General features: G+C 58.2%; 17 protein-coding genes and 1 pseudogene. 13 read left to right on the top strand and 5 right to left on the bottom strand.

Features of this window, described 5'->3' with window-relative positions; genetic code table 11:
- Positions 1-41: 41 nt before the first annotated feature.
- From QPL95_RS07235 to QPL95_RS07190, 10 genes and pseudogenes are all read left to right on the top strand, one after another.
- A complete protein-coding gene (locus QPL95_RS07235) occupies positions 42-755 on the top strand; it encodes a YggS family pyridoxal phosphate-dependent enzyme (protein WP_303290313.1) in 714 nt (237 codons plus the stop codon).
- A 63-nt stretch (positions 756-818) separates the two neighbouring features.
- Positions 819-1,613: pseudogene (gene proC / locus QPL95_RS07230) on the top strand (pyrroline-5-carboxylate reductase); the annotation flags it as partial.
- Positions 1,614-1,673: 60 nt separating this feature from the next.
- Positions 1,674-2,258: a YggT family protein gene (locus QPL95_RS07225; protein WP_303290311.1), complete on the top strand. Its 585-nt coding sequence runs from the start codon at positions 1,674-1,676 to the stop codon at positions 2,256-2,258.
- A gap of 221 nt (positions 2,259-2,479) precedes the next feature.
- A complete protein-coding gene (locus QPL95_RS07220) occupies positions 2,480-4,444 on the top strand; it encodes a dynamin family protein (RefSeq protein ID WP_303290310.1) in 1,965 nt (654 codons plus the stop codon).
- 173 nt (positions 4,445-4,617) lie between these two features.
- Positions 4,618-5,766, top strand: coding sequence for a homoserine O-acetyltransferase (locus QPL95_RS07215; protein WP_303290309.1), 1,149 nt, complete (start codon positions 4,618-4,620; stop codon positions 5,764-5,766).
- Complete coding sequence (gene metW / locus QPL95_RS07210; RefSeq protein WP_303290308.1) at positions 5,763-6,365, top strand: methionine biosynthesis protein MetW; 603 nt, start codon at positions 5,763-5,765, stop codon at positions 6,363-6,365. The genes QPL95_RS07215 and metW overlap by 4 nt, the downstream gene beginning before the upstream one ends.
- A complete protein-coding gene (locus tag QPL95_RS07205) occupies positions 6,365-6,814 on the top strand; it encodes a DUF4426 domain-containing protein (RefSeq protein ID WP_303290399.1) in 450 nt (149 codons plus the stop codon). The genes metW and QPL95_RS07205 overlap by 1 nt, the downstream gene beginning before the upstream one ends.
- Positions 6,815-6,817: 3 nt before the next feature.
- On the top strand, positions 6,818-7,417 hold the full coding sequence (gene rdgB, locus QPL95_RS07200) for an RdgB/HAM1 family non-canonical purine NTP pyrophosphatase (protein ID WP_303290307.1): 600 nt from the start codon (positions 6,818-6,820) through the stop codon (positions 7,415-7,417).
- 4 nt (positions 7,418-7,421) lie between these two features.
- Positions 7,422-8,570, top strand: a complete 1,149-nt coding sequence (gene hemW, locus QPL95_RS07195) for a radical SAM family heme chaperone HemW (protein WP_303290306.1) — start codon at positions 7,422-7,424, stop codon at positions 8,568-8,570.
- Positions 8,570-9,118, top strand: coding sequence for a hypothetical protein (locus QPL95_RS07190; RefSeq protein ID WP_303290305.1), 549 nt, complete (start codon positions 8,570-8,572; stop codon positions 9,116-9,118). Before hemW ends, QPL95_RS07190 begins: the two co-directional genes overlap by 1 nt.
- Before the next feature lie 12 nt (positions 9,119-9,130).
- Here QPL95_RS07190 and trmB read toward each other — a convergent pair whose 3' ends face one another.
- The 3 genes from trmB to QPL95_RS07175 all read right to left on the bottom strand — a co-directional run bounded on the left by trmB (position 9,131) and on the right by QPL95_RS07175 (position 11,794).
- Positions 9,131-9,856: a tRNA (guanosine(46)-N7)-methyltransferase TrmB gene (gene trmB, locus QPL95_RS07185; RefSeq protein ID WP_303290304.1), complete on the bottom strand. Its 726-nt coding sequence runs from the start codon at positions 9,854-9,856 to the stop codon at positions 9,131-9,133.
- An 88-nt stretch (positions 9,857-9,944) separates the two neighbouring features.
- Positions 9,945-11,477: a YifB family Mg chelatase-like AAA ATPase gene (locus QPL95_RS07180; protein WP_303290303.1), complete on the bottom strand. Its 1,533-nt coding sequence runs from the start codon at positions 11,475-11,477 to the stop codon at positions 9,945-9,947.
- Between the two features lie 65 nt (positions 11,478-11,542).
- Entirely contained in the window at positions 11,543-11,794 is a 252-nt protein-coding gene (locus QPL95_RS07175) for an accessory factor UbiK family protein (RefSeq protein WP_303290302.1), read from the bottom strand.
- A gap of 373 nt (positions 11,795-12,167) precedes the next feature.
- Here QPL95_RS07175 and glnK point away from each other — a divergent pair, with 373 nt between their 5' ends.
- Entirely contained in the window at positions 12,168-12,506 is a 339-nt protein-coding gene (gene glnK / locus QPL95_RS07170) for a P-II family nitrogen regulator (protein ID WP_224850878.1), read from the top strand.
- A gap of 70 nt (positions 12,507-12,576) precedes the next feature.
- Positions 12,577-13,848, top strand: coding sequence for an ammonium transporter (locus QPL95_RS07165; RefSeq protein WP_303290301.1), 1,272 nt, complete (start codon positions 12,577-12,579; stop codon positions 13,846-13,848).
- 55 nt (positions 13,849-13,903) lie between these two features.
- On the opposite strand, the gene speE is transcribed toward QPL95_RS07165, so the two are convergent.
- Positions 13,904-14,785, bottom strand: coding sequence for a polyamine aminopropyltransferase (gene speE, locus QPL95_RS07160; protein WP_303290300.1), 882 nt, complete (start codon positions 14,783-14,785; stop codon positions 13,904-13,906).
- A gap of 139 nt (positions 14,786-14,924) precedes the next feature.
- Here speE and speA point away from each other — a divergent pair, with 139 nt between their 5' ends.
- On the top strand, positions 14,925-16,835 hold the full coding sequence (speA, locus tag QPL95_RS07155) for a biosynthetic arginine decarboxylase (RefSeq protein ID WP_303290299.1): 1,911 nt from the start codon (positions 14,925-14,927) through the stop codon (positions 16,833-16,835).
- A gap of 3 nt (positions 16,836-16,838) precedes the next feature.
- Here the strand turns inward: speA and QPL95_RS07150 are convergent, their stop codons facing one another.
- Entirely contained in the window at positions 16,839-17,885 is a 1,047-nt protein-coding gene (locus QPL95_RS07150) for an AraC family transcriptional regulator (protein WP_303290298.1), read from the bottom strand.
- Between the last annotated feature and the right edge of the window lie 58 nt (positions 17,886-17,943).

Below are 17,943 nucleotides of genomic sequence, written 5' to 3'. Positions count from 1 at the left end.
GAAGGCTTTTTCTTTTAGTCCAGAAGCGGCAAACTCACACTATGAGCAGCATAGCAGACAACATCGAGAGCGTAACCCGACGCATACAAAAAGCAACATTGCAGGCGGGCCGGGAGCCCGGCAGCGTGCGGCTTCTGGCCGTCAGCAAGACCCGCCCTCCGGAAGATTTACTGGCCGCGACCCAGGCCGGGCAAATGGCGTTCGGGGAGAATTATGTACAGGAAGCGCTGGATAAAATGACCGCTCTGAACGCTGTTGAAGGCATTGAGTGGCACTTTATCGGGCCTATCCAGTCCAACAAAACCCGGCAGATTGCGGAGTCGTTTTCCTGGGTACACAGCGTGGATCGCCTGAAAATTGCCCGAAGGCTCAGTGAGCAAAGACCCAAGAGCCTGGGGCCGTTGAATCTGTGCCTGCAGGTCAACGTTAACAGCGAAGACACAAAGTCAGGCTGCTCACTGGCGGAACTGCCAGAACTGGCGGCAGCCATAGGCGAGTTACCGAACCTGAATCTGCGGGGTCTGATGGCCATCCCAGATCCCGACCAGAGCGAAGCCGAGCTCCGGAAGAGCTTTCGGCAGCTGGCCAACGCACTGACTGATCTGAAAGAAAAATATCCCGAAGCAGGGCAATTCGATACCCTATCGATGGGCATGTCAGATGATCTTGAGGCGGCCATCGCGGAAGGGGCAACCTGGGTCAGAGTCGGTTCCGCACTGTTCGGGAACCGGCCAACAAAACAGAGCCAGAGCTGAATCAGCCCGTTCCTGCTATCATCCTGAACAAAGAATCAACCGGGCAACCCCCTGGAGTGAACCTTGAGCAAATCACCCACCATTTCGTTTATCGGTGCCGGCAATATGGCCAGCGCCATCATCGGAGGCATGCTGGACAGCGGCTTCCAGGCCGGAGACATCTGGGTCAGCGCCCCGGACGACAGTCATCTGCAGTCCATCCGCAATCGATTTGGCGTGAGCATAACCACCGACAACCGTTATTGCGCCCAGCAAGCTGACATGGTGGTACTGGCCGTAAAACCCCAGGTAATGGCCGACGTATGTCGGGATATCGCGCCAGTGGTACAGAACACGCAACCCCTGATCGTCTCCATAGCTGCTGCCCTGAATGCGGACACTCTCGATGAATGGCTCGGCGGTGGGCTTCCGGTGGTACGAGTCATGCCGAACACGCCTTCACTGGTCGGCAAAGGTGCCGCAGGGCTGTTTGCCAACGAGAAAGTGTCGAAAGAACGGAAAGCCATGGTGCAGACTGTTTTTGAAAGCATCGGCACGGCACTCTGGGTGGATGATGAAGCCCTGATTCACGGTGTGACAGCGCTTTCAGGCAGCGGCCCTGCGTACTTTTTCCTGATGCTGGAAGCACTGGAAGCTGCCGCTACGGACGCCGGCATAGAGCCCGCCACGGCCCGCAAACTGGCCATACAGACCATGGCCGGTGCCGCCGAAATGGCCGCTCGCAGCGAGCATGACCCGGCTCAGCTCAAGCGCAACGTAATGTCTCCCGGAGGGACCACCGAGCGGGCCATCAATACCTTTGAGGATGGCGGCATGAGGGATCTGGTCAAGAAGGCCTACGACGCCGCCTTCGAACGCTCCCAAGAGATGTCAAAAGAACTGGCAGATAAACAGTAACCGTTACGGAGACACAGCTTCATGCTGGCAGAAATTCTGATTACGATTCTGATGATCGCATCCACCTTCTACATGACGGTGGTGCTGCTGAGATTCCTTCTGCAACTGGCCCGGGCTGATTTCTACAACCCCATTTCCCAGTTTGTTGTAAAGGCCACCAACCCTCCGCTACGCCCGCTGCGCCGGATCATCCCGGGCTGGGGTGGCATTGACGGTGCGGCGCTGGTATTGGCCATCATCATTCAGGCCATCACCCTTTTCCTGATCGTGATCGCGTTGAACAGTGGCATTCCGTCCATCAACCCTCTGACTGTGCTGGTCTGGGCGGTACTGAACGTGGCCAGCCTGATCGTCAAGATCTACTTCTGGTCGGTCATCGCGGTGGTGGTTGTCAGCTGGATAGCCCCGCAGAGTGGCCACCCCGCCATTCAGCTGGTTGCCCAGATCACCGAGCCGGTCATGCGCCCGGTACGCAACATCATGCCGTCCATGGGGGGCCTTGACCTGTCGCCCATCGTGGTCTTTCTGATCCTCAACGTTCTTGATGTGGTGCTGAACCACATGAAAGTGGCCGCAGGCATGGGATTTCTGGGCGCAGGAATGTAACCTGTGTCCCATATATACATTTAGTTACATTTTACACAAGTGCCGAATATCAGCAGGCCAGTTGATCAAGCCATTGATTAACTGGTCTTTTTTGTTTTCGAACACATCGATGCCTGGAATAACGCCGGCGCCCCGCAGGTAAACGTTTGGGCAAACACGCTATTATTACTGCCATTTAATTTGGGGCTAAATGCCCGGAAGTCGCGCAGAAGGATTATCCAATGAGTCAGCAGGGAACTCTGTCGCAGCAGGTTGAAGCCTATCACGACTGGAAAAAGGATCTTATCCGGCAGATTGGCCGCTATCGGCTGTGGTTGCAGGACAACAATCTCTTCTCGGAAGACATCAGCACCCGTATTCGCCACGGCTTGGAGTTGCTGATTGAAGACGAGCTCACCATTGCCTTCGTCGGCGAGTATTCCCGCGGCAAAACGGAGCTGATCAACGCCCTGTTCTTCGCGGACTATGGCCAGCGCATGCTGCCCTCACAGGCGGGGCGCACCACTATGTGCCCCACCGAGCTGTTTTTCGACCGCAGCGCCAACCAGAATTACCTGTTGCTGCTGCCAATCGAGACCCGCACCGGTGAGCTCTCCCTGCAACAACAACGCAAACGGCCAGACAATTGGATAAGGCACGAGCTGGACGACCGTGATCCGGACGTTATGCGCGAAGTGCTGGCCGAAGTTGCCCGGGTTAAAAGCGTCACCATCGACGAAGCCAGAAAGCTCGGCTTTGATGAAGACATGCTGGAACAGGACCGGGATAACCCGGGTAACGTTCTTGTACCGGCCTGGCGCAACGCCCAGATCAGCATCCGACACCCCCTGTTTGAACGAGGCCTGCGGATTCTCGATACGCCGGGCCTGAACGCCCTGGGTTCCGAGCCGGAACTGACCATCAGCATGCTGCCACGCGCTCACGCGGTGATCTTTGTCTTGAGCGCCGACACCGGCGTGACTGCCAGCGACATGACCATCTGGAAAGAGCATATCAATACCGAACACGCCGACCACCGGGCCGGTCGCTTTGCGGTACTGAACAAGATTGACGTGCTGTGGGATGACCTGCAGGGCGAAAAGCACACCCAGGAATCCATTGAGCGCGTACGCACCTACACGGCCAACCACCTGGGCATCCACCAACAGGATGTTATCCCACTGTCTGCCAAGCAGGGCCTGCTGGCCAGAGTGCGCAATGACACCAACCTGTTCGACCGTTCCAATCTGGGCCTGCTTGAACAACTGATTATCCAGCGCATCCTGACCCACAAAGAACAACTGATCACCCAGAATCTGATCAGTGATCTGCTGGGCATGCTGCAGAACAGCCAGGCCGCCATGCAGTACCGGCTTGAGGCCCTGGAAGAAGAACGCAAAGCCTGCGCCGGCGCAACCATGGACAAGGCCGCACTTGGCCGGCTGGCGGAACGGGCTCAGAAAGACTACGACTTTTACTACAAGAAGCTGATTACGCTGCGTTCTTCTCGCCGATTAATGGGTTCTCAAGGCGACATTCTTAACAAGCTGGTCAGCGAAGAGCGCTTTGAAGAACACGCATCCAAAGTTCGTGAAACCATGTCCAAAAGCTGGACGACGGCCGGCATGAACCGTGCCATGGACCACTTCTTTGAACTATTGGAAAGCGACCTGACCAATTTGCTCGCCGAGGGCAAGCTGGCGGAAAAGATGGTGGGCGCCATTTACCGTCGGTACAACGAGGATACCCGGGCCAGGCATCTTGAACCCATCCCGCTGAGAGCCGGGCGCCACGTTATTGCCATTCGGGAATTGCGCAAGAAAGCCAGGCGCTTCCGCATCAGCCCGAAAAATCTACTCACCGAGCAAACCATACTGGTACGCCGATTCTTCAACGTGATGGTCGGTGAAGCCCGAACCCTGCACGGCCGGGTACGCAGCGATGTTGAGCGCTGGCCCCAGGAAGCACTGCTGCCGATCATGCAGTATTCCATGGAGCAGAAACAGCTTCTTGAGCACCAGATTCGCCGGCTCCGGGACATGGTTCGCACCGACCGCGACAGTCGCTCCGAGCGGGAGCGCCTGGACAATGCCATTACCGATCTGCGCAAGCAGCTTGAACTGGCCGACGCCATGATGCGCCAGATTCGCAAACCTGCACCCACGACCATCCAGCAGAAAGTCGTCAACATCTACGGCACTGTCTGAGCATCAGAGGGCTGCAGCAGTGAGAGCCTGCAGCCCTCTGAAGGTCACAACCCGCACACGCTGGTTGCAGCAACCCACCCCCGCCTTTAAACTGCCATGCTGGTGCGGATTTACGCGCCATCCAAGGCCTGTGGCCTGATACATGTGGACCGGACCAGGAAATCAACACACTCATGCCCGACTCCCTGCCCTCGGATTCCCTGGGCCTAGTTAGCCCGCAAACCATACACTTCGGAGCTCCCATTGAACTGGCCTGCGGCCAGACTCTGGAAAGCTATGACCTGGTAGTTGAAACCTACGGCAAGCTCAATGCCGACGCCAGCAACGCGGTGCTGATTTGTCATGCGCTCAGCGGTCACCATCATGCCGCCGGCTACCACACGCTTGACGATAAAAAGCCGGGGTGGTGGGACAGCTGCATAGGTCCGGGAAAACCCATAGATACCAACCGTTTCTATGTCGTAAGCCTGAATAACCTCGGTGGCTGCCACGGCAGCAGCGGCCCAAGCTCAGTGAACCCCGCCACCGGCAAACTTTACGGTCCTGACTTCCCGGTGATTACCGTTGCTGATTGGGTGAAGAGCCAGGCCCAGCTGGCCGATCACCTCGGCATACAGCAATGGGCGGCGGTGGTTGGCGGCTCCCTCGGTGGCATGCAGGCCCTGCAGTGGAGTCTGGATTATCCGGACCGCGTCCGGCACGCTGTAGTTATCGCGTCCACACCCCGGTTAACCGCCCAGAACATTGCTTTTAACGAAGTCGCTCGTCAGGCCATCACCTCTGACCGGGAGTTCTTTGAGGGCCGTTACTACGACGCCGACACCCTGCCAAGGCGAGGCCTGATGCTGGCGCGCATGGTGGGGCACATCACCTACCTTTCCGACGCATCCATGGGCGAAAAGTTTGGCCGCGAGCTCCGGGAAGAGGCCTACAAATTTGGTTATGACGCCGAGTTCCAGGTAGAGAGTTACCTGCGCTATCAGGGCGAACGCTTCTCCGAAAGCTTCGATGCCAACACCTACCTGCTGATGACCCGAGCCCTGGACTACTTTGACCCAGCCTACGAGTTCGGCGGCGATCTCGCCAAAGCCCTGGCGCCCGCCCAATGTGAGTATCTGGTGCTATCCTTTAGTACGGACTGGCGTTTCTCGCCGGCCCGCTCTGAAGAAATGGTGAACGCCATGATTTCTGCCCGCAAGAAAGTCAGCTACGCGGAGATCGATGCCCCATGGGGTCACGATGCGTTTCTGATCCCAACGCCGAGATACACCGACGTGTTTACCGCGTATATGGACCGGGTTGCACGGGAGGTAGGCGCATGAGAGCTGACCTGGAAATCATTCAGCAGTGGGTGCAGCCGGGCCACCATGTACTCGACCTCGGCTGTGGTGACGGCACCCTGCTGCACTTCCTGCAGCAGGAGCGCAGTGCCACCGGGTTCGGGCTGGAAATCAACCCAGACCACATCACCACCTGCATGGGCAAAGGTGTGGCTGTCATCGAGCAGAACCTGGACACCCAGGGCCTGGAGAATTTCGATGATGGCATGTTTGATATCGTACTGATGACTCAGGCGCTGCAGGCCGTTCGCAGGCCGGACAAGGTCATCGATGAAATGCTGCGGGTTGGCCGTGAAGGCATCGTCACCTTCCCCAACTTTGCGCACTGGCGTTTGCGTTGGGGGCTGACTCTGAGTGGCCGTATGCCGGAATCAGATGCTTTACCCTACAAGTGGTATAACACGCCAAACATCCGCCTGTGCACCTTCAAAGACTTTGAGGCGCTGTGCCGGCAAAAAGGAATCAGCATCAAAAGTCGCCGGGTAGTAGACGGCCAACACCAGAACAGCTGGCTGGCTCGCCTATGGCCAAATCTGCTGGGTGAGATTGCCATCTATCGAATCACACGGGAGAACACATGATGAACATTCGTTCTTTTACCAGCGTTATCACCCTGGCGCTCGGCCTGCTGCTGATCACCAGCCACAGCCAAGCCGGGGAAAAGGATTTCGGCAAATACCAGGTGAACTGGAGCGTCTACCCAAGCACCTTCCTGACACCGGAAGTCGCAAAAGCAAACAACCTTCAGCGCAGCAAAGGCATTGGTGTCGTCAACATTGCCATCATGAACGACGATGAGCATGGCCAGCCCTCCCCCGTTGGCGGCCAGGTTGAAGGCCAGGTAGCGAATGATATCCAGCAGATTAACTTTCTGGCGTTCCGCCGGATTCAGGAAGGCGATGCCGTCTATTTCATCGCCCAGTATCAGTACCCGTCTGGCGGCTTGATGACCTTCAACATCACCGCCAGGCCCACCGGGCATCAGCAGGACCTGAAGGTGCGCTTCGCTCACACCCTGTTTAACGACTGAACCATGAAACAGAACCTCGTTATCGCCAGCAACAACAAAGGCAAGATTGCCGAGTTGACGGAACTGCTCAGCCCCCTGGGTTTTGAGCCTGTCGCCCAGGGCTCGCTGGGGGTCAGCGAAACTGAAGAACCGGCCGTCACGTTTGTCGAGAATGCCATCCTGAAAGCCCGCCATGCCGCCCGGGAAACCGGTTTGCCGGCGCTGGCCGACGACAGCGGGCTGGCCGTGGACGCCCTGGCCGGTCAGCCTGGCGTGCGCTCGGCGAGGTATGCCGGTGATGGCGCCAGCGATGCCGACAATATTCAGGCGCTACTGCAAGCCATGAAGGATGTCCCGGAACCGGAACGTGACGCACAGTTCCACTGCGTGTTGGTTTACCTGCGCCATGCGGACGACCCGACTCCGGTCATCTGTCACGGCCGCTGGCCTGGCCGGATTCTGAACGCTCCCCGTGGCGAAGCAGGCTTTGGCTATGATCCGGTATTTTTCGCACCAGAGCACGAATGCAGCGCCGCCGAGCTCACGCGCGAACAAAAAGGGCGCATCAGTCATCGGGGCCGCGCCCTGGCCAGTCTGCTGGAACAACTCAGGGCAAAGGCCTGAAGCCATGACCGCCACCTCCCCCGTGACGGTCTGCCCGCCCCTGAGCCTCTACATTCACGTGCCCTGGTGCGTACGCAAGTGCCCCTACTGTGATTTCAATTCCCACGCGATCCGCGGCGACATCCCCGAAGCCGCTTATCTTGACGCACTGCTGGAAGACCTGGAGCACGACCTGACCCTGGTTCGTGGCCGCCCCATTGAAAGCGTATTCATTGGTGGTGGGACACCCTCGTTAATGACGGGTGACTTCTACCACCGGCTGTTTGAAGCCCTGCATCAACGGCTGAGCTTCGCACCAGAGGCCGAAATCACTCTGGAGGCCAACCCGGGCACACTGGAAGAAGGCCGCTATGAGAGCTTCCGGCAGGCCGGCATTAACCGGCTATCGATTGGAGTTCAGAGCTTCCATCCGGAGCATCTCCAGGCGCTGGGCCGTATTCACGATGCCCAGGCCGCCCACCGGGCCATTGAGACCGCCAGGGCCGCAGGCTTTGACAACTTCAACATCGACCTGATGCACGGCCTGCCGGGCCAGACACCCGAGCAGGCGGTAGAGGATCTGCAGCAGGCCCTGGCCCACAAACCGACACATCTGTCCTGGTATCAACTGACCATCGAGCCCAACACCGAGTTTTTCTCCAGGCCGCCAGATCTGCCGGATGATGACCGGCTGTGGGAAATCTACCGGAAGGGGTCGGAATTTCTCAGAAGCCATGGCTTTGATGATTACGAAGTCTCTGCCTGGAGCCAGCCTGACCGGCAAAGTCGCCACAATCTGAATTACTGGCGATTTGGCGATTATTTGGCGCTGGGTGCCGGTGGGCACGGCAAGGTCAGCCTGGCTGACGGCCGCATTATCCGCTACTGGAAGACTCGCCAGCCGGACGCCTATCTCAACAGGATTGGCTCAAGAACCGCAGGTACCGAAGCAATAGAACCGGAAGATCGGCCACTGGAGTTCCTGATGAACGTTCTGCGGCTCAAAGAAGGGGTCGAAGAGGACCTGTTCACGAAGCGTACAGGTTTACCCCTGACGCCGGTTGCGGTACAACTTGAGACGTTACGTACCCAAAATCTGCTGGCCAGGCACCGGATACAGGCGACTGAACAGGGCCAGCGTTATCTGAACAGTTTGCTGGAGCAATTTCTCTGATGGACCCGGCTCAGTTCCCACCCATGAGGCCGATGCGCCTGCCCATGAAGGCCTCGATGGTGATTGCTGTGGCACTCTTTCTGGTGCTGGTTGCGATCAATCAACCTTTGCAAACTCTGGCTGCGCCTCAAGGCATCGTCAGCTTACAGCTGGCGGGTTCCGCTGAGCACGCCCAGGCCATTCTGGCCAGCTGGGGTGAAGAGGGCCTGATGCTCGCCCGGTTGTCCTTGTGGCTGGACTTTCTGTTCATCGTCGCTTATCTGGCCGCCCTGCTCCAGCTCACCAGGCACTTCACCAGAGATCGGAGGGGTGTTCGGGAACGGATGATCGCCCGCTGGATTCGCGTGTTGTTTGTTGTTGCGGGCACCAGCGATATGGCGGAAAACATCGTGTTATTGAACAACTTCAGCCCGCCAGACGACTCCATGGGCCTCGCCGCCAGCATTCTTGCCCTGATCAAATATACCGGGCTCATGCTGGGCGCGGCGGGTCTGGTGGTCATTCGGGCTGCCCGAAGGCAGCCCCTGACCCGAGCCTCCCGAAACTAACGCCTGCAGCGCTCAGTTTGTCCGGTGAAAGAGCAGGTCCCACACGCCATGCCCCAGCCTTTCGCCGCGCTGCTCAAATTTGGTGATGGGGCGATCATCCGGGCGTGGCGAATATCCACCCTGCTCCTGGGTGTTGGCAAAGCCTTCAGATTCAATCATCACTTCCAGCATGTGCTCGGCGTAATTTTCCCAGTCCGTTGCCAGATGCAGAATGCCACCAACCCGTAATTTGTGGCGAATTCGCTGAATAAATTCGTGCTGAATCAGGCGGCGCTTGTGGTGCTTCTTTTTGTGCCAAGGGTCAGGGAAAAATACCATTACGCGGTCCAGAGAGGCATCCGGCAGGCACAGATCGATGACATCATTGGCATCGATGTTATACACCCGAACGTTCTCCAGGCCCCGGTCTTCAACCTCCTTAAGCAGTGCTCCGACACCCGGCAGGTGCACTTCCACGCCGATAAAATCCTGTTCCGGCGCGGCTTCTGCCATATCAGCCAGTGACCGCCCCATGCCGAAACCAATTTCCAGGTTCAGCATGCTGTCACGGCCAAACACTTCTCGCGGATCGATCACGCCGTTTTCGCGAGTCAGGCCGTACTTCGGCCAACTGCGCTCAAAGGCCTTTTTCTGGCCCTCGGTCATTCGCCCCTGGCGCAACACAAAGCTACGCACCCCACGGCGAGTGGTAATCGGGTTTTCACCGTTGGAATCCTGAGTTTCGTTCTGGTCGGTCATCTGTTGTCCTCAACCGCCACAGCAAGTCTGATGTCTGGGCGGATCTGATGTCTGGAATGTACCGCACAGTTTACCAGAGTCCGGCGCCTCAGGCGGAGACCAACGCACTCTGCCCCTGCTGGCGATCCAGTTGCCGATAGCCCAGCGCTTCCATCAGGTGGTGACGGGCGAGCGCCTCCTGCCCCTCAAGATCCGCCAGCGTGCGGGCAACCCGCAGAATTCGGTGCAGTGCCCGGGCAGACAACCCGAGCCGCTCCATGGCACCCGCCAGAAGCTTTTCGCTGTCGGCTTCAAGACGACAGGCCTCGTCCAGAGCCTTGCCCGCCAACGACGCGTTCAGGCACCCCCTCGCACTCTGCCTCGCCCTGGCCTGGAGCACCCGTTCCCGGACCCTGGCACTGCTTTCGCCCGACTCGCTCCGGCTCAGCAAAACCTCTCCCGCCTGCACCGGTACTTCCACATGCAGATCGAACCGGTCCAGCAGAGGCCCGGAGATTTTTGACCGATAGCGCACAACCTGACCGGGAGAGCACTGGCACTCGATACTCGGATGGCCACTGTAACCACAAGGACACGGGTTCATTGCGGCAACCACCTGAAATCTGGCCGGAAATGTAACCTGACGAGCGGCACGGCTGATGGCAATTTCACCGGTTTCCATGGGCTCCCGAAGTACCTCGAGTACGCGGCGCTCGAACTCAGGCAGCTCATCCAGAAACAGTACACCTCGATGGGCCAGGGAAATCTCTCCGGGCCTGGGGCTGCTACCCCCGCCAACAAGAGCCACAGCCGATGCAGTATGGTGTGGCGACCGGAACGGCGGCAGACGCCAGCCACCCGGCTTCAGTGGCCGACCCGCCACTGAGTGCACACTGGCGACTTCCATCGCCGAGGCATCGTCCAGTGCCGGCAAAATACCCGGCAAGCGACTGGCCAACATACTCTTGCCGGTTCCGGGCGGGCCAAAAAACAGCAGATTGTGACCGCCGGCCGCGGCCACCTCCAACGCACGGCGCGGCACCTGCTGCCCCCGGACATCCGAGAGATCCGCCACATCCGCCACCGACGATTGCCCGGCATCCGTTTCAGGGCGCGGAACAGGAACCAGCCGGGCTCTGCCGGTCAGATGCTCACATACGGTGAGAATGTGGCTGGCCGCCAGAACATCACTTTGGCTCGCCAGGGCCGCCTCCTCCGCATTGGCCTGGGGAATCAGCAGTGAACGCCCTGCCTCCCGGGCAGCCAGTACGGCCGGTAGAATTCCTTTCAGAGGGCGCAGTGCACCATCAAGGGACAGCTCGCCCATGAACTCCAGTTCAGCCAGGCTTTCAGCGGGAATCTGGCCGGAGGCCGCCAAAATACCCAGCGCTATGGGCAAGTCAAAGCGGCCGCCTTCTTTGGGCAAATCGGCGGGAGCGAGATTGATGGTGATCCGGCGGGCGGGGAATTCGAAGCCGGCATTGAGCAGTGCACTGCGTACCCGGTCTTTACTTTCCCGGACGCCGGTTTCCGGCAGGCCTACAATCGACAAGGCTGGCAATCCGCCGGACAAATGCACTTCAACGGTTACTTCGGGGGCAGATACGCCAATACTGGCGCGGGAATGAACAATAGCAAGCATGATCACCATCCCTGGCGTGGCTAAAAGATTCAGGGCGCATCCTGCACCCGACAAATTTCAACAGATCAGGGCTGAGCTTTCTGTTCGAGCTCAGCCACCCGCTTTTCCAGTGCTTCCACTTTTTCGCGGGTTTTCATCAGTACCGCCTGTTGGGCGTCAAACTCTTCACGGGTTACCAACTCCAGACGGGACAATACCGACATCACCGTCGCTCTGGCCTGGGTTTCAAAATCCTCCCGGGCCGCCCGGGCCATATCCGGAACAAACTGGCCAAACTGGCCCTGTAACTGCGCAAAAAAATCCTGTGGCCCTTTCATTACACACCTCGTGAAATCATTCTTCCGGCTTGTTCATTGCCGATTACTGTCGTGGCGGGGAGTGTATCACACCGCAGCCCCTGCCATACTGTACCCGGTCGGCATTATAATGGCCGCCGCGCCGTGCAGGTTGCCTGCTCTGTTTTGACTCAGAGCGGGGCGCAGCGCCCCAAATTGGTGCAATCGTTTGCGCCATTCCGGGACACCAAACAACCAACTCACTGTTTATAATCATTTTTTTTGCGTTGGCACACCCGATGCTAAAGCTCTCGTACGCAATCCGCACAATTGATGTGCGAGGTGGCAGCATCCCGAGCTCAACAACCGGCCGGCGGGCCCTCACTGTTGGGACGGCTTTACCAAGGAGAAAGCAATGAAACTTGTGACAGCGATCATCAAGCCTTTCAAATTGGATGATGTCCGTGAGGCACTATCCGAGATAGGCGTGCAAGGCGTAACCGTAACGGAAGTTAAAGGCTTCGGGCGGCAGAAAGGCCACACAGAGCTATACCGTGGCGCAGAGTATGTGGTGGATTTCCTACCGAAAGTGAAGGTTGAAATTGCGATTGGCAACAACCTTCTCGACCAGGTGATTGAAGCCATAACAAAAGCAGCCAACACCGGAAAAATCGGCGACGGCAAGATTTTTGTGACCGAGCTGGAGCAAGCCATCCGAATCCGGACCGGCGAGACAGGCGAAGAAGCAGTCTGACACCGGCCTGAACCGGAATCAGCCAACGCAAAATCTATTTACCTGAAGGGCCTTGTGCGGAGGGCTTCCCATGGAAAGCAATATATTTCACCTGCAGTACGCTATAGATACCTTTTATTTTGTCATTTGTGGCGCATTAGTCATGTGGATGGCGGCTGGCTTTGCCATGCTCGAATCCGGTCTGGTGCGCGCCAAAAACACCACTGAAATCCTGACCAAGAACGTGGCGCTATACGCCATTGCCTGCACCATGTATATGATCTGCGGTTACGCGATCATGTATGACGGCAGCATCTTCCTCTCCGGCATTGCCGATGTGGACGTTGAAGGCGTGCTGGGCGAGTTCGCCGGCCGTGAAGATGGCTTCGAGGGTGGCTCCATCTACTCGGGCGCATCGGATTTCTTCTTCCAGGTTGTCTTTGTGGCTACCGCCATGTCTATTGTGTCCGGCGCTGTTGCCGAACGCATGAAACTCTGGGCATTCCTGGCCTTCGCCGTCGTTATGACTGGCGTCATCTACCCGATGGAAGGCTCATGGACCTGGGGCGGCAAAGACGTCTTCGGCATGTACAACCTCGGCGACCTTGGCTTCAGTGACTTTGCCGGCTCAGGCATTGTGCACATGGCCGGCGCAGCTGCCGCACTTGCTGGTGTGCTCCTGCTGGGTGCCCGCAAAGGCAAGTATGGCCCGAACGGCGAAATCCGCGCCATTCCGGGTGCCAACATGCCGCTGGCGGCACTGGGCACACTGATCCTGTGGATGGGCTGGTTCGGCTTTAACGGTGGTTCTGTGCTGAAGCTCGGCGATATCGCCAGCGCCAACTCCGTGGCCATGGTGTTCCTGAACACCAACGCGGCCGCCGCCGGTGGCGCCATCGGCGCCCTGATCCTCGCCCGCATCATGTTCGGCAAAGCTGATCTGACCATGCTGCTGAACGGTGCCATTGCCGGCCTGGTAGTGATCACCGCTGAGCCTTCAACTCCGAGCGCGCTGACTGCGACCATCTGGGGTGTTCTGGGCGGCATCCTGGTCGTACTGAGCATTGTCACTCTGGACAAACTGCGCATTGATGATCCGGTTGGTGCCATCTCCGCCCACGGTGTGTGCGGTCTGCTCGGTCTGCTGCTGGTCCCGGTCACCAACAGTGATGTGACCTTCAGCGGCCAGCTGATCGGCGCTCTGACCATCTTCGTTTGGGTGTTCGTCGCCAGCCTGGTTGTCTGGGGCATCCTCAAAGCAGTGATGGGCATCCGGGTGAGTGAAGAAGAAGAGTATGAAGGTGTAGATCTTTCGGAGTGTGGCCTGGAAGCCTATCCGGAGTTTGTCAGCGGCAAGCAGTAATACCGCTGAAGGTAAAACAAGAAGGGCGCCAATTGGCGCCCTTCTTGTTTATGGGTCAGCCCTCTTCCGGGCGAACCTCGTCTTCCAGTGCATCCACCATGAACTGCGGCATGGCCAGGGCCCCGTGGTGAATGCCGGCGTTGTAGTAGCGGGTCACAAACGGGCGGTTGTTGGCATCTTCTTCACGGAAGTATTTCAGCGGGTTGTCCTTGCTACCCATGGTGCAGCTCCACCAACCTGTCGGGTACACCGGCTGCGGAAAAGGCAAAGTCTTCACATGGCCAAAACCGGCCTGGCGCATGTCGTTGTGGATGTTTTTGATGATGGAGTCGGTGTGCAGCAAGGGCGACTCACTCTGCTGAACAATAATCCCGCCGTCACGCAGAGCCGCCATGGCATCCCGGTAGAAGTCCAGGGCAAACAGGCCTTCGGCCGGGCCGACGGGATCGGTTGAATCAATGATAATCAGGTCGACGCTTGCAGGTTCGATGTCCCGCATCCAGGCGATGCCATCGCCGAAGAAGAAGTTGGCGCGGGGATCACTGTTGGCTTCACACAGTTCGGGGAAGTACTTTTCCGCCATGCGGGTTACCCGCTCGTCAATTTCCACCTGCCAGGCTTCTTCAACACCCGGGTGCTTGAGCACTTCTTTCAGGGTGCCGCAATCACCGCCGCCTACAATCACCACTTTCTTCGGGTCTTTGTGGGTAAACAGCGCCGGGTGGGTCATCATTTCATGGTAAAGAAAGTTATCCCGGGTGGTCAGCATCACGCAGCCATCCAGCACCATCAGGTTGCCGAAGGTTTCGGTTTCATAGATTTCGAGTTTCTGGAACGGGGTCTGTTCCTCGTGAAGCCTGCCTTTTACCTGCAGGGAAAAGGCCGTGCCCTGGTCCTGGAATACCTCGGTAAACCAGCCTTCGTTCAATGCTGTCATGTCTGTCTCCCACTGTGTGCCGCCGCAACGCGCCCTGGCATCTTGAAAGAGGCGTATTGTAGGGGCACCGGTCAACTCCTACAATGCAGCCTGTTACCGGCTTGCCGGCCGCCCCGGGTTTCCTGACAGGATAGCAACAATGGTTGAAACCGCAGCATCACCTGCCCATAAGGTCTATAACATCGCGCACTGGAGTGACGGCTACATTACCGTCAATGGCCAGGGTGAAGCAGAAATCTGCCCGGACCGCGGCCGGAGCGATGCACGCATCAACCTGCCCAGCCTGACACGCTCACTGGCCGAGGCCGGCATTGCGCTGCCTGTGCTGATCCGGTTTTCCGACATCCTGCACGACAGGGTCAACAAACTGTGTGGCGCTTTCAATAAAGTCACTCAGGAGCACGGCTACCAGGGCCGGTACACGGCGGTTTATCCCATTAAGGTCAACCAGCAGCGCCGGGTGGTTGAAGAATTGCTGGCCGCAGAGCCTGCAGCTTCTGCCAACCAGGTGGGCCTCGAAGCCGGCAGCAAGCCGGAGCTGATGGCGGTTCTGGCTCTGTCGCGCCAGGCTGGCTCGGTGATTGTCTGTAACGGTTACAAAGACCGCGAATACATCCGCCTGGCCCTGATCGGCCAGAAGCTCGGACACCGGGTGTTTATTGTGGTGGAGAAGCAGTCCGAACTGCCGCTGATCCTCGAAGAGGCCAGGCACCTCGGTGTTGAACCGCTGATTGGTGTGCGGGCGCGGCTGGCCACCATCGGTAAAGGCAACTGGCAGAACACAGGCGGTGAAAAATCCAAATTCGGCCTGTCTGCCAGCCAGATCCTGGATGTGGTCAACACCCTGAAACACGCCGGCGCGCTGAACACCCTGCAGCTGCTGCACTTTCATCTGGGCTCGCAAATAGCCAACATCCGCGATATCCAGACTGGCCTGAAGGAATGTGCCCGGTTTTACAGTGAACTGCGCCAGCTTGGCGCCCCCATCGGCACGGTCGACATTGGCGGCGGCCTCGGCGTAGATTACGAGGGCACCCGTTCACGCAGCAGCTGTTCGATGAACTACACGGTGTTCGAATACGCCTACAATGTGGTGCATGTACTGCAGGCCGAATGCGATCGCCTGAATCTTCCCCACCCGGACCTGATCAGCGAATCTGGCCGGGCGCTGACCGCCCACCATTCGGTATTGATCACCAACGTGATCGACCGGGAAACCCCGGACCACCGAGAGGTACATCAGCCTGCAGATGATGCCCCCGCCCCGCTGCAGGATCTATGGCGGGACCTGGACAGCCTTCAGGATGACCAATCACCGCGCTCGCTGGCCGAGATCTACCACGATGTGCTGCACGCCATGATCGACGTTCATGCCCAGTTTGCCCACGGCTTGCTGTCATTACAGGAGAGAGCCCAGGCCGAAACGCTCTACACGCGCTGTTGCCGCCTGCTGCGGGCGCAACTGGACAGTGCCAATCGCGCGCACCGGGAAATTATTGACGAACTCAATGAAAAACTGGCCGAGAAGCTGTTTGTAAACTTTTCCCTGTTCCAGTCCCTGCCGGATGTCTGGGGTATTGACCAGATTTTTCCGGTGATGCCCATTAACGGCCTGAACCGACCCCTTAACCGGCGGGCGGTGATCCAGGACATTACCTGCGATTCCGATGGCCGGATTGATCAGTACGTGGATGGCCAGGGCATCGAAACCACCCTGCCACTGCCCGAGGAGGACCCGGACGAACCGTTGCTGATGGGGTTCTTCATGACCGGCGCCTATCAAGAGATTCTGGGCGACATGCACAACCTGTTCGGAGACACCCACTCGGTGGATGTGCGGTTAAACGAACAGGGTGAGTATGACATCGGCGAACCCATCACGGGCGATACCGTAGCCAAGGTGCTGCAATACGTAAACTTCGAGCCCGCCAGCCTGCTCAAAGCCTATCAGGATAAATTCCAGGCCAGCAACCTGGCGGAAGACCTGCAAACGCAACTACTGGCTGAACTGTCCGCCGGGCTTGAAGGTTACACGTATCTGGAAGAATAAATGTCAGGCGGGGCCTTCTGAGTGCAGGCTGCGCCAGGCGGAGGGCGAAATGCCCTCCCACTTGCGGAACGCGCGGCCAAAGTTGGAGGGGTCGCTGTAACCAAGTTGCTCGGCGATTTCATCGATGCTCATCTGGCCGTTGCGCCGCAGCAGATCCAACGCGCGGCGGTGACGCACACCCTCCTGAAGACTCTGAAATCGCGCACCTTCAGCGGCCAACTGCCGGCGCAGCGTTCTGGCTGAAACATGCAGTTGCGCCGCGACATCCTCCAGGCCCAGCAAACGCCCGTCGCGAACCGACTCCAACAAGCGTGCCACCTGTTCCGTAACCGAGGTAGACGCCTGCAACTGACGCATTTCCTCTTCACACTGGGCTTCAGCGACCCGCCTGGCCACCGGATTGGCCAACAGCATTGGCAAATCCAGAAAGTGCTTTTTAAAACGTAGCTGATTGACCCCCGCCGAGAAACGCACCGCATCGCCAAACAACCTGGGGTAAAGCGCAGCGCCTTCGGGGCGTGGGTAGTCCACCAGGCAGCGCCCGCCTTCCAACAAGCGAGAGCCAAACAGCAAGGTACTCACATCCACCAGGGAGGCCAGAAAGACTTCAATGTTGAAACGATACAAATCGTGGTTATCGTGCAGGACATCCAGCGTGATGACCGCTTCGTCGCCCTCGGTGGACAGGTTCAGCGTGACATACGAGAAGCGGATGTGGAGGTATTTCATCAGCACCTGAAGCGATTGCTCCAAGGTGTCACAGCTGATCGCTGCCTGAGACATGGCTCCGTGCGTCGTGAATTTCAGCCGCAACCCGAATTCCAGCCCCAAGCCATTGTCGCCACAGCGCTCCAATGCCTCCCGGCACAATGCAGAAAACTGATCGACCGTGATGAGGTTTTCCGGGTGGCTAAGCAGACTGCTGCGTATACCCGCTGCCGCCAATAGATCACCGGGCCGAACGCCTTTATCTGCCGCCAGCTGGCAAAGAATGTCTGCATAGTGGGCACGCATCACCTGCAAGGTGCCCCGGTTGGACGTCGGATTCATGGTCTGGAGCTATCGGTTGATCGTGTGGGGCCACTCGCGGGCCTGATACTTAGAGCCT

The organism is Marinobacter sp. SS5-14b (assembly GCF_030541005.1).
Lineage (GTDB): Bacteria > Pseudomonadota > Gammaproteobacteria > Pseudomonadales > Oleiphilaceae > Marinobacter.
Note: the sequence above shows the minus strand (reverse complement) of the source record. Positions and strands in the feature narration are given on the sequence as shown.

Bases quoted from the DNA above. Each gene is read 5' to 3' on its own strand.
- QPL95_RS07235 (WP_303290313.1), top strand. From the start codon at position 42: ATGAGCAGCATAGCAGACAACATCGAGAGCGTAACCCGACGCATACAA.
- QPL95_RS07225 (WP_303290311.1), top strand. From the start codon at position 1,674: ATGCTGGCAGAAATTCTGATTACGATTCTGATGATCGCATCCACCTTC.
- QPL95_RS07220 (WP_303290310.1), top strand. From the start codon at position 2,480: ATGAGTCAGCAGGGAACTCTGTCGCAGCAGGTTGAAGCCTATCACGAC.
- QPL95_RS07215 (WP_303290309.1), top strand. From the start codon at position 4,618: ATGCCCGACTCCCTGCCCTCGGATTCCCTGGGCCTAGTTAGCCCGCAA.
- metW (WP_303290308.1), top strand. From the start codon at position 5,763: ATGAGAGCTGACCTGGAAATCATTCAGCAGTGGGTGCAGCCGGGCCAC.
- QPL95_RS07205 (WP_303290399.1), top strand. From the start codon at position 6,365: ATGAACATTCGTTCTTTTACCAGCGTTATCACCCTGGCGCTCGGCCTG.
- rdgB (WP_303290307.1), top strand. From the start codon at position 6,818: ATGAAACAGAACCTCGTTATCGCCAGCAACAACAAAGGCAAGATTGCC.
- hemW (WP_303290306.1), top strand. From the start codon at position 7,422: ATGACCGCCACCTCCCCCGTGACGGTCTGCCCGCCCCTGAGCCTCTAC.
- QPL95_RS07190 (WP_303290305.1), top strand. From the start codon at position 8,570: ATGGACCCGGCTCAGTTCCCACCCATGAGGCCGATGCGCCTGCCCATG.
- trmB (WP_303290304.1), bottom strand. From the start codon at position 9,856: ATGACCGACCAGAACGAAACTCAGGATTCCAACGGTGAAAACCCGATT.
- QPL95_RS07180 (WP_303290303.1), bottom strand. From the start codon at position 11,477: ATGCTTGCTATTGTTCATTCCCGCGCCAGTATTGGCGTATCTGCCCCC.
- QPL95_RS07175 (WP_303290302.1), bottom strand. From the start codon at position 11,794: ATGAAAGGGCCACAGGATTTTTTTGCGCAGTTACAGGGCCAGTTTGGC.
- glnK (WP_224850878.1), top strand. From the start codon at position 12,168: ATGAAACTTGTGACAGCGATCATCAAGCCTTTCAAATTGGATGATGTC.
- QPL95_RS07165 (WP_303290301.1), top strand. From the start codon at position 12,577: ATGGAAAGCAATATATTTCACCTGCAGTACGCTATAGATACCTTTTAT.
- speE (WP_303290300.1), bottom strand. From the start codon at position 14,785: ATGACAGCATTGAACGAAGGCTGGTTTACCGAGGTATTCCAGGACCAG.
- speA (WP_303290299.1), top strand. From the start codon at position 14,925: ATGGTTGAAACCGCAGCATCACCTGCCCATAAGGTCTATAACATCGCG.
- QPL95_RS07150 (WP_303290298.1), bottom strand. From the start codon at position 17,885: ATGAATCCGACGTCCAACCGGGGCACCTTGCAGGTGATGCGTGCCCAC.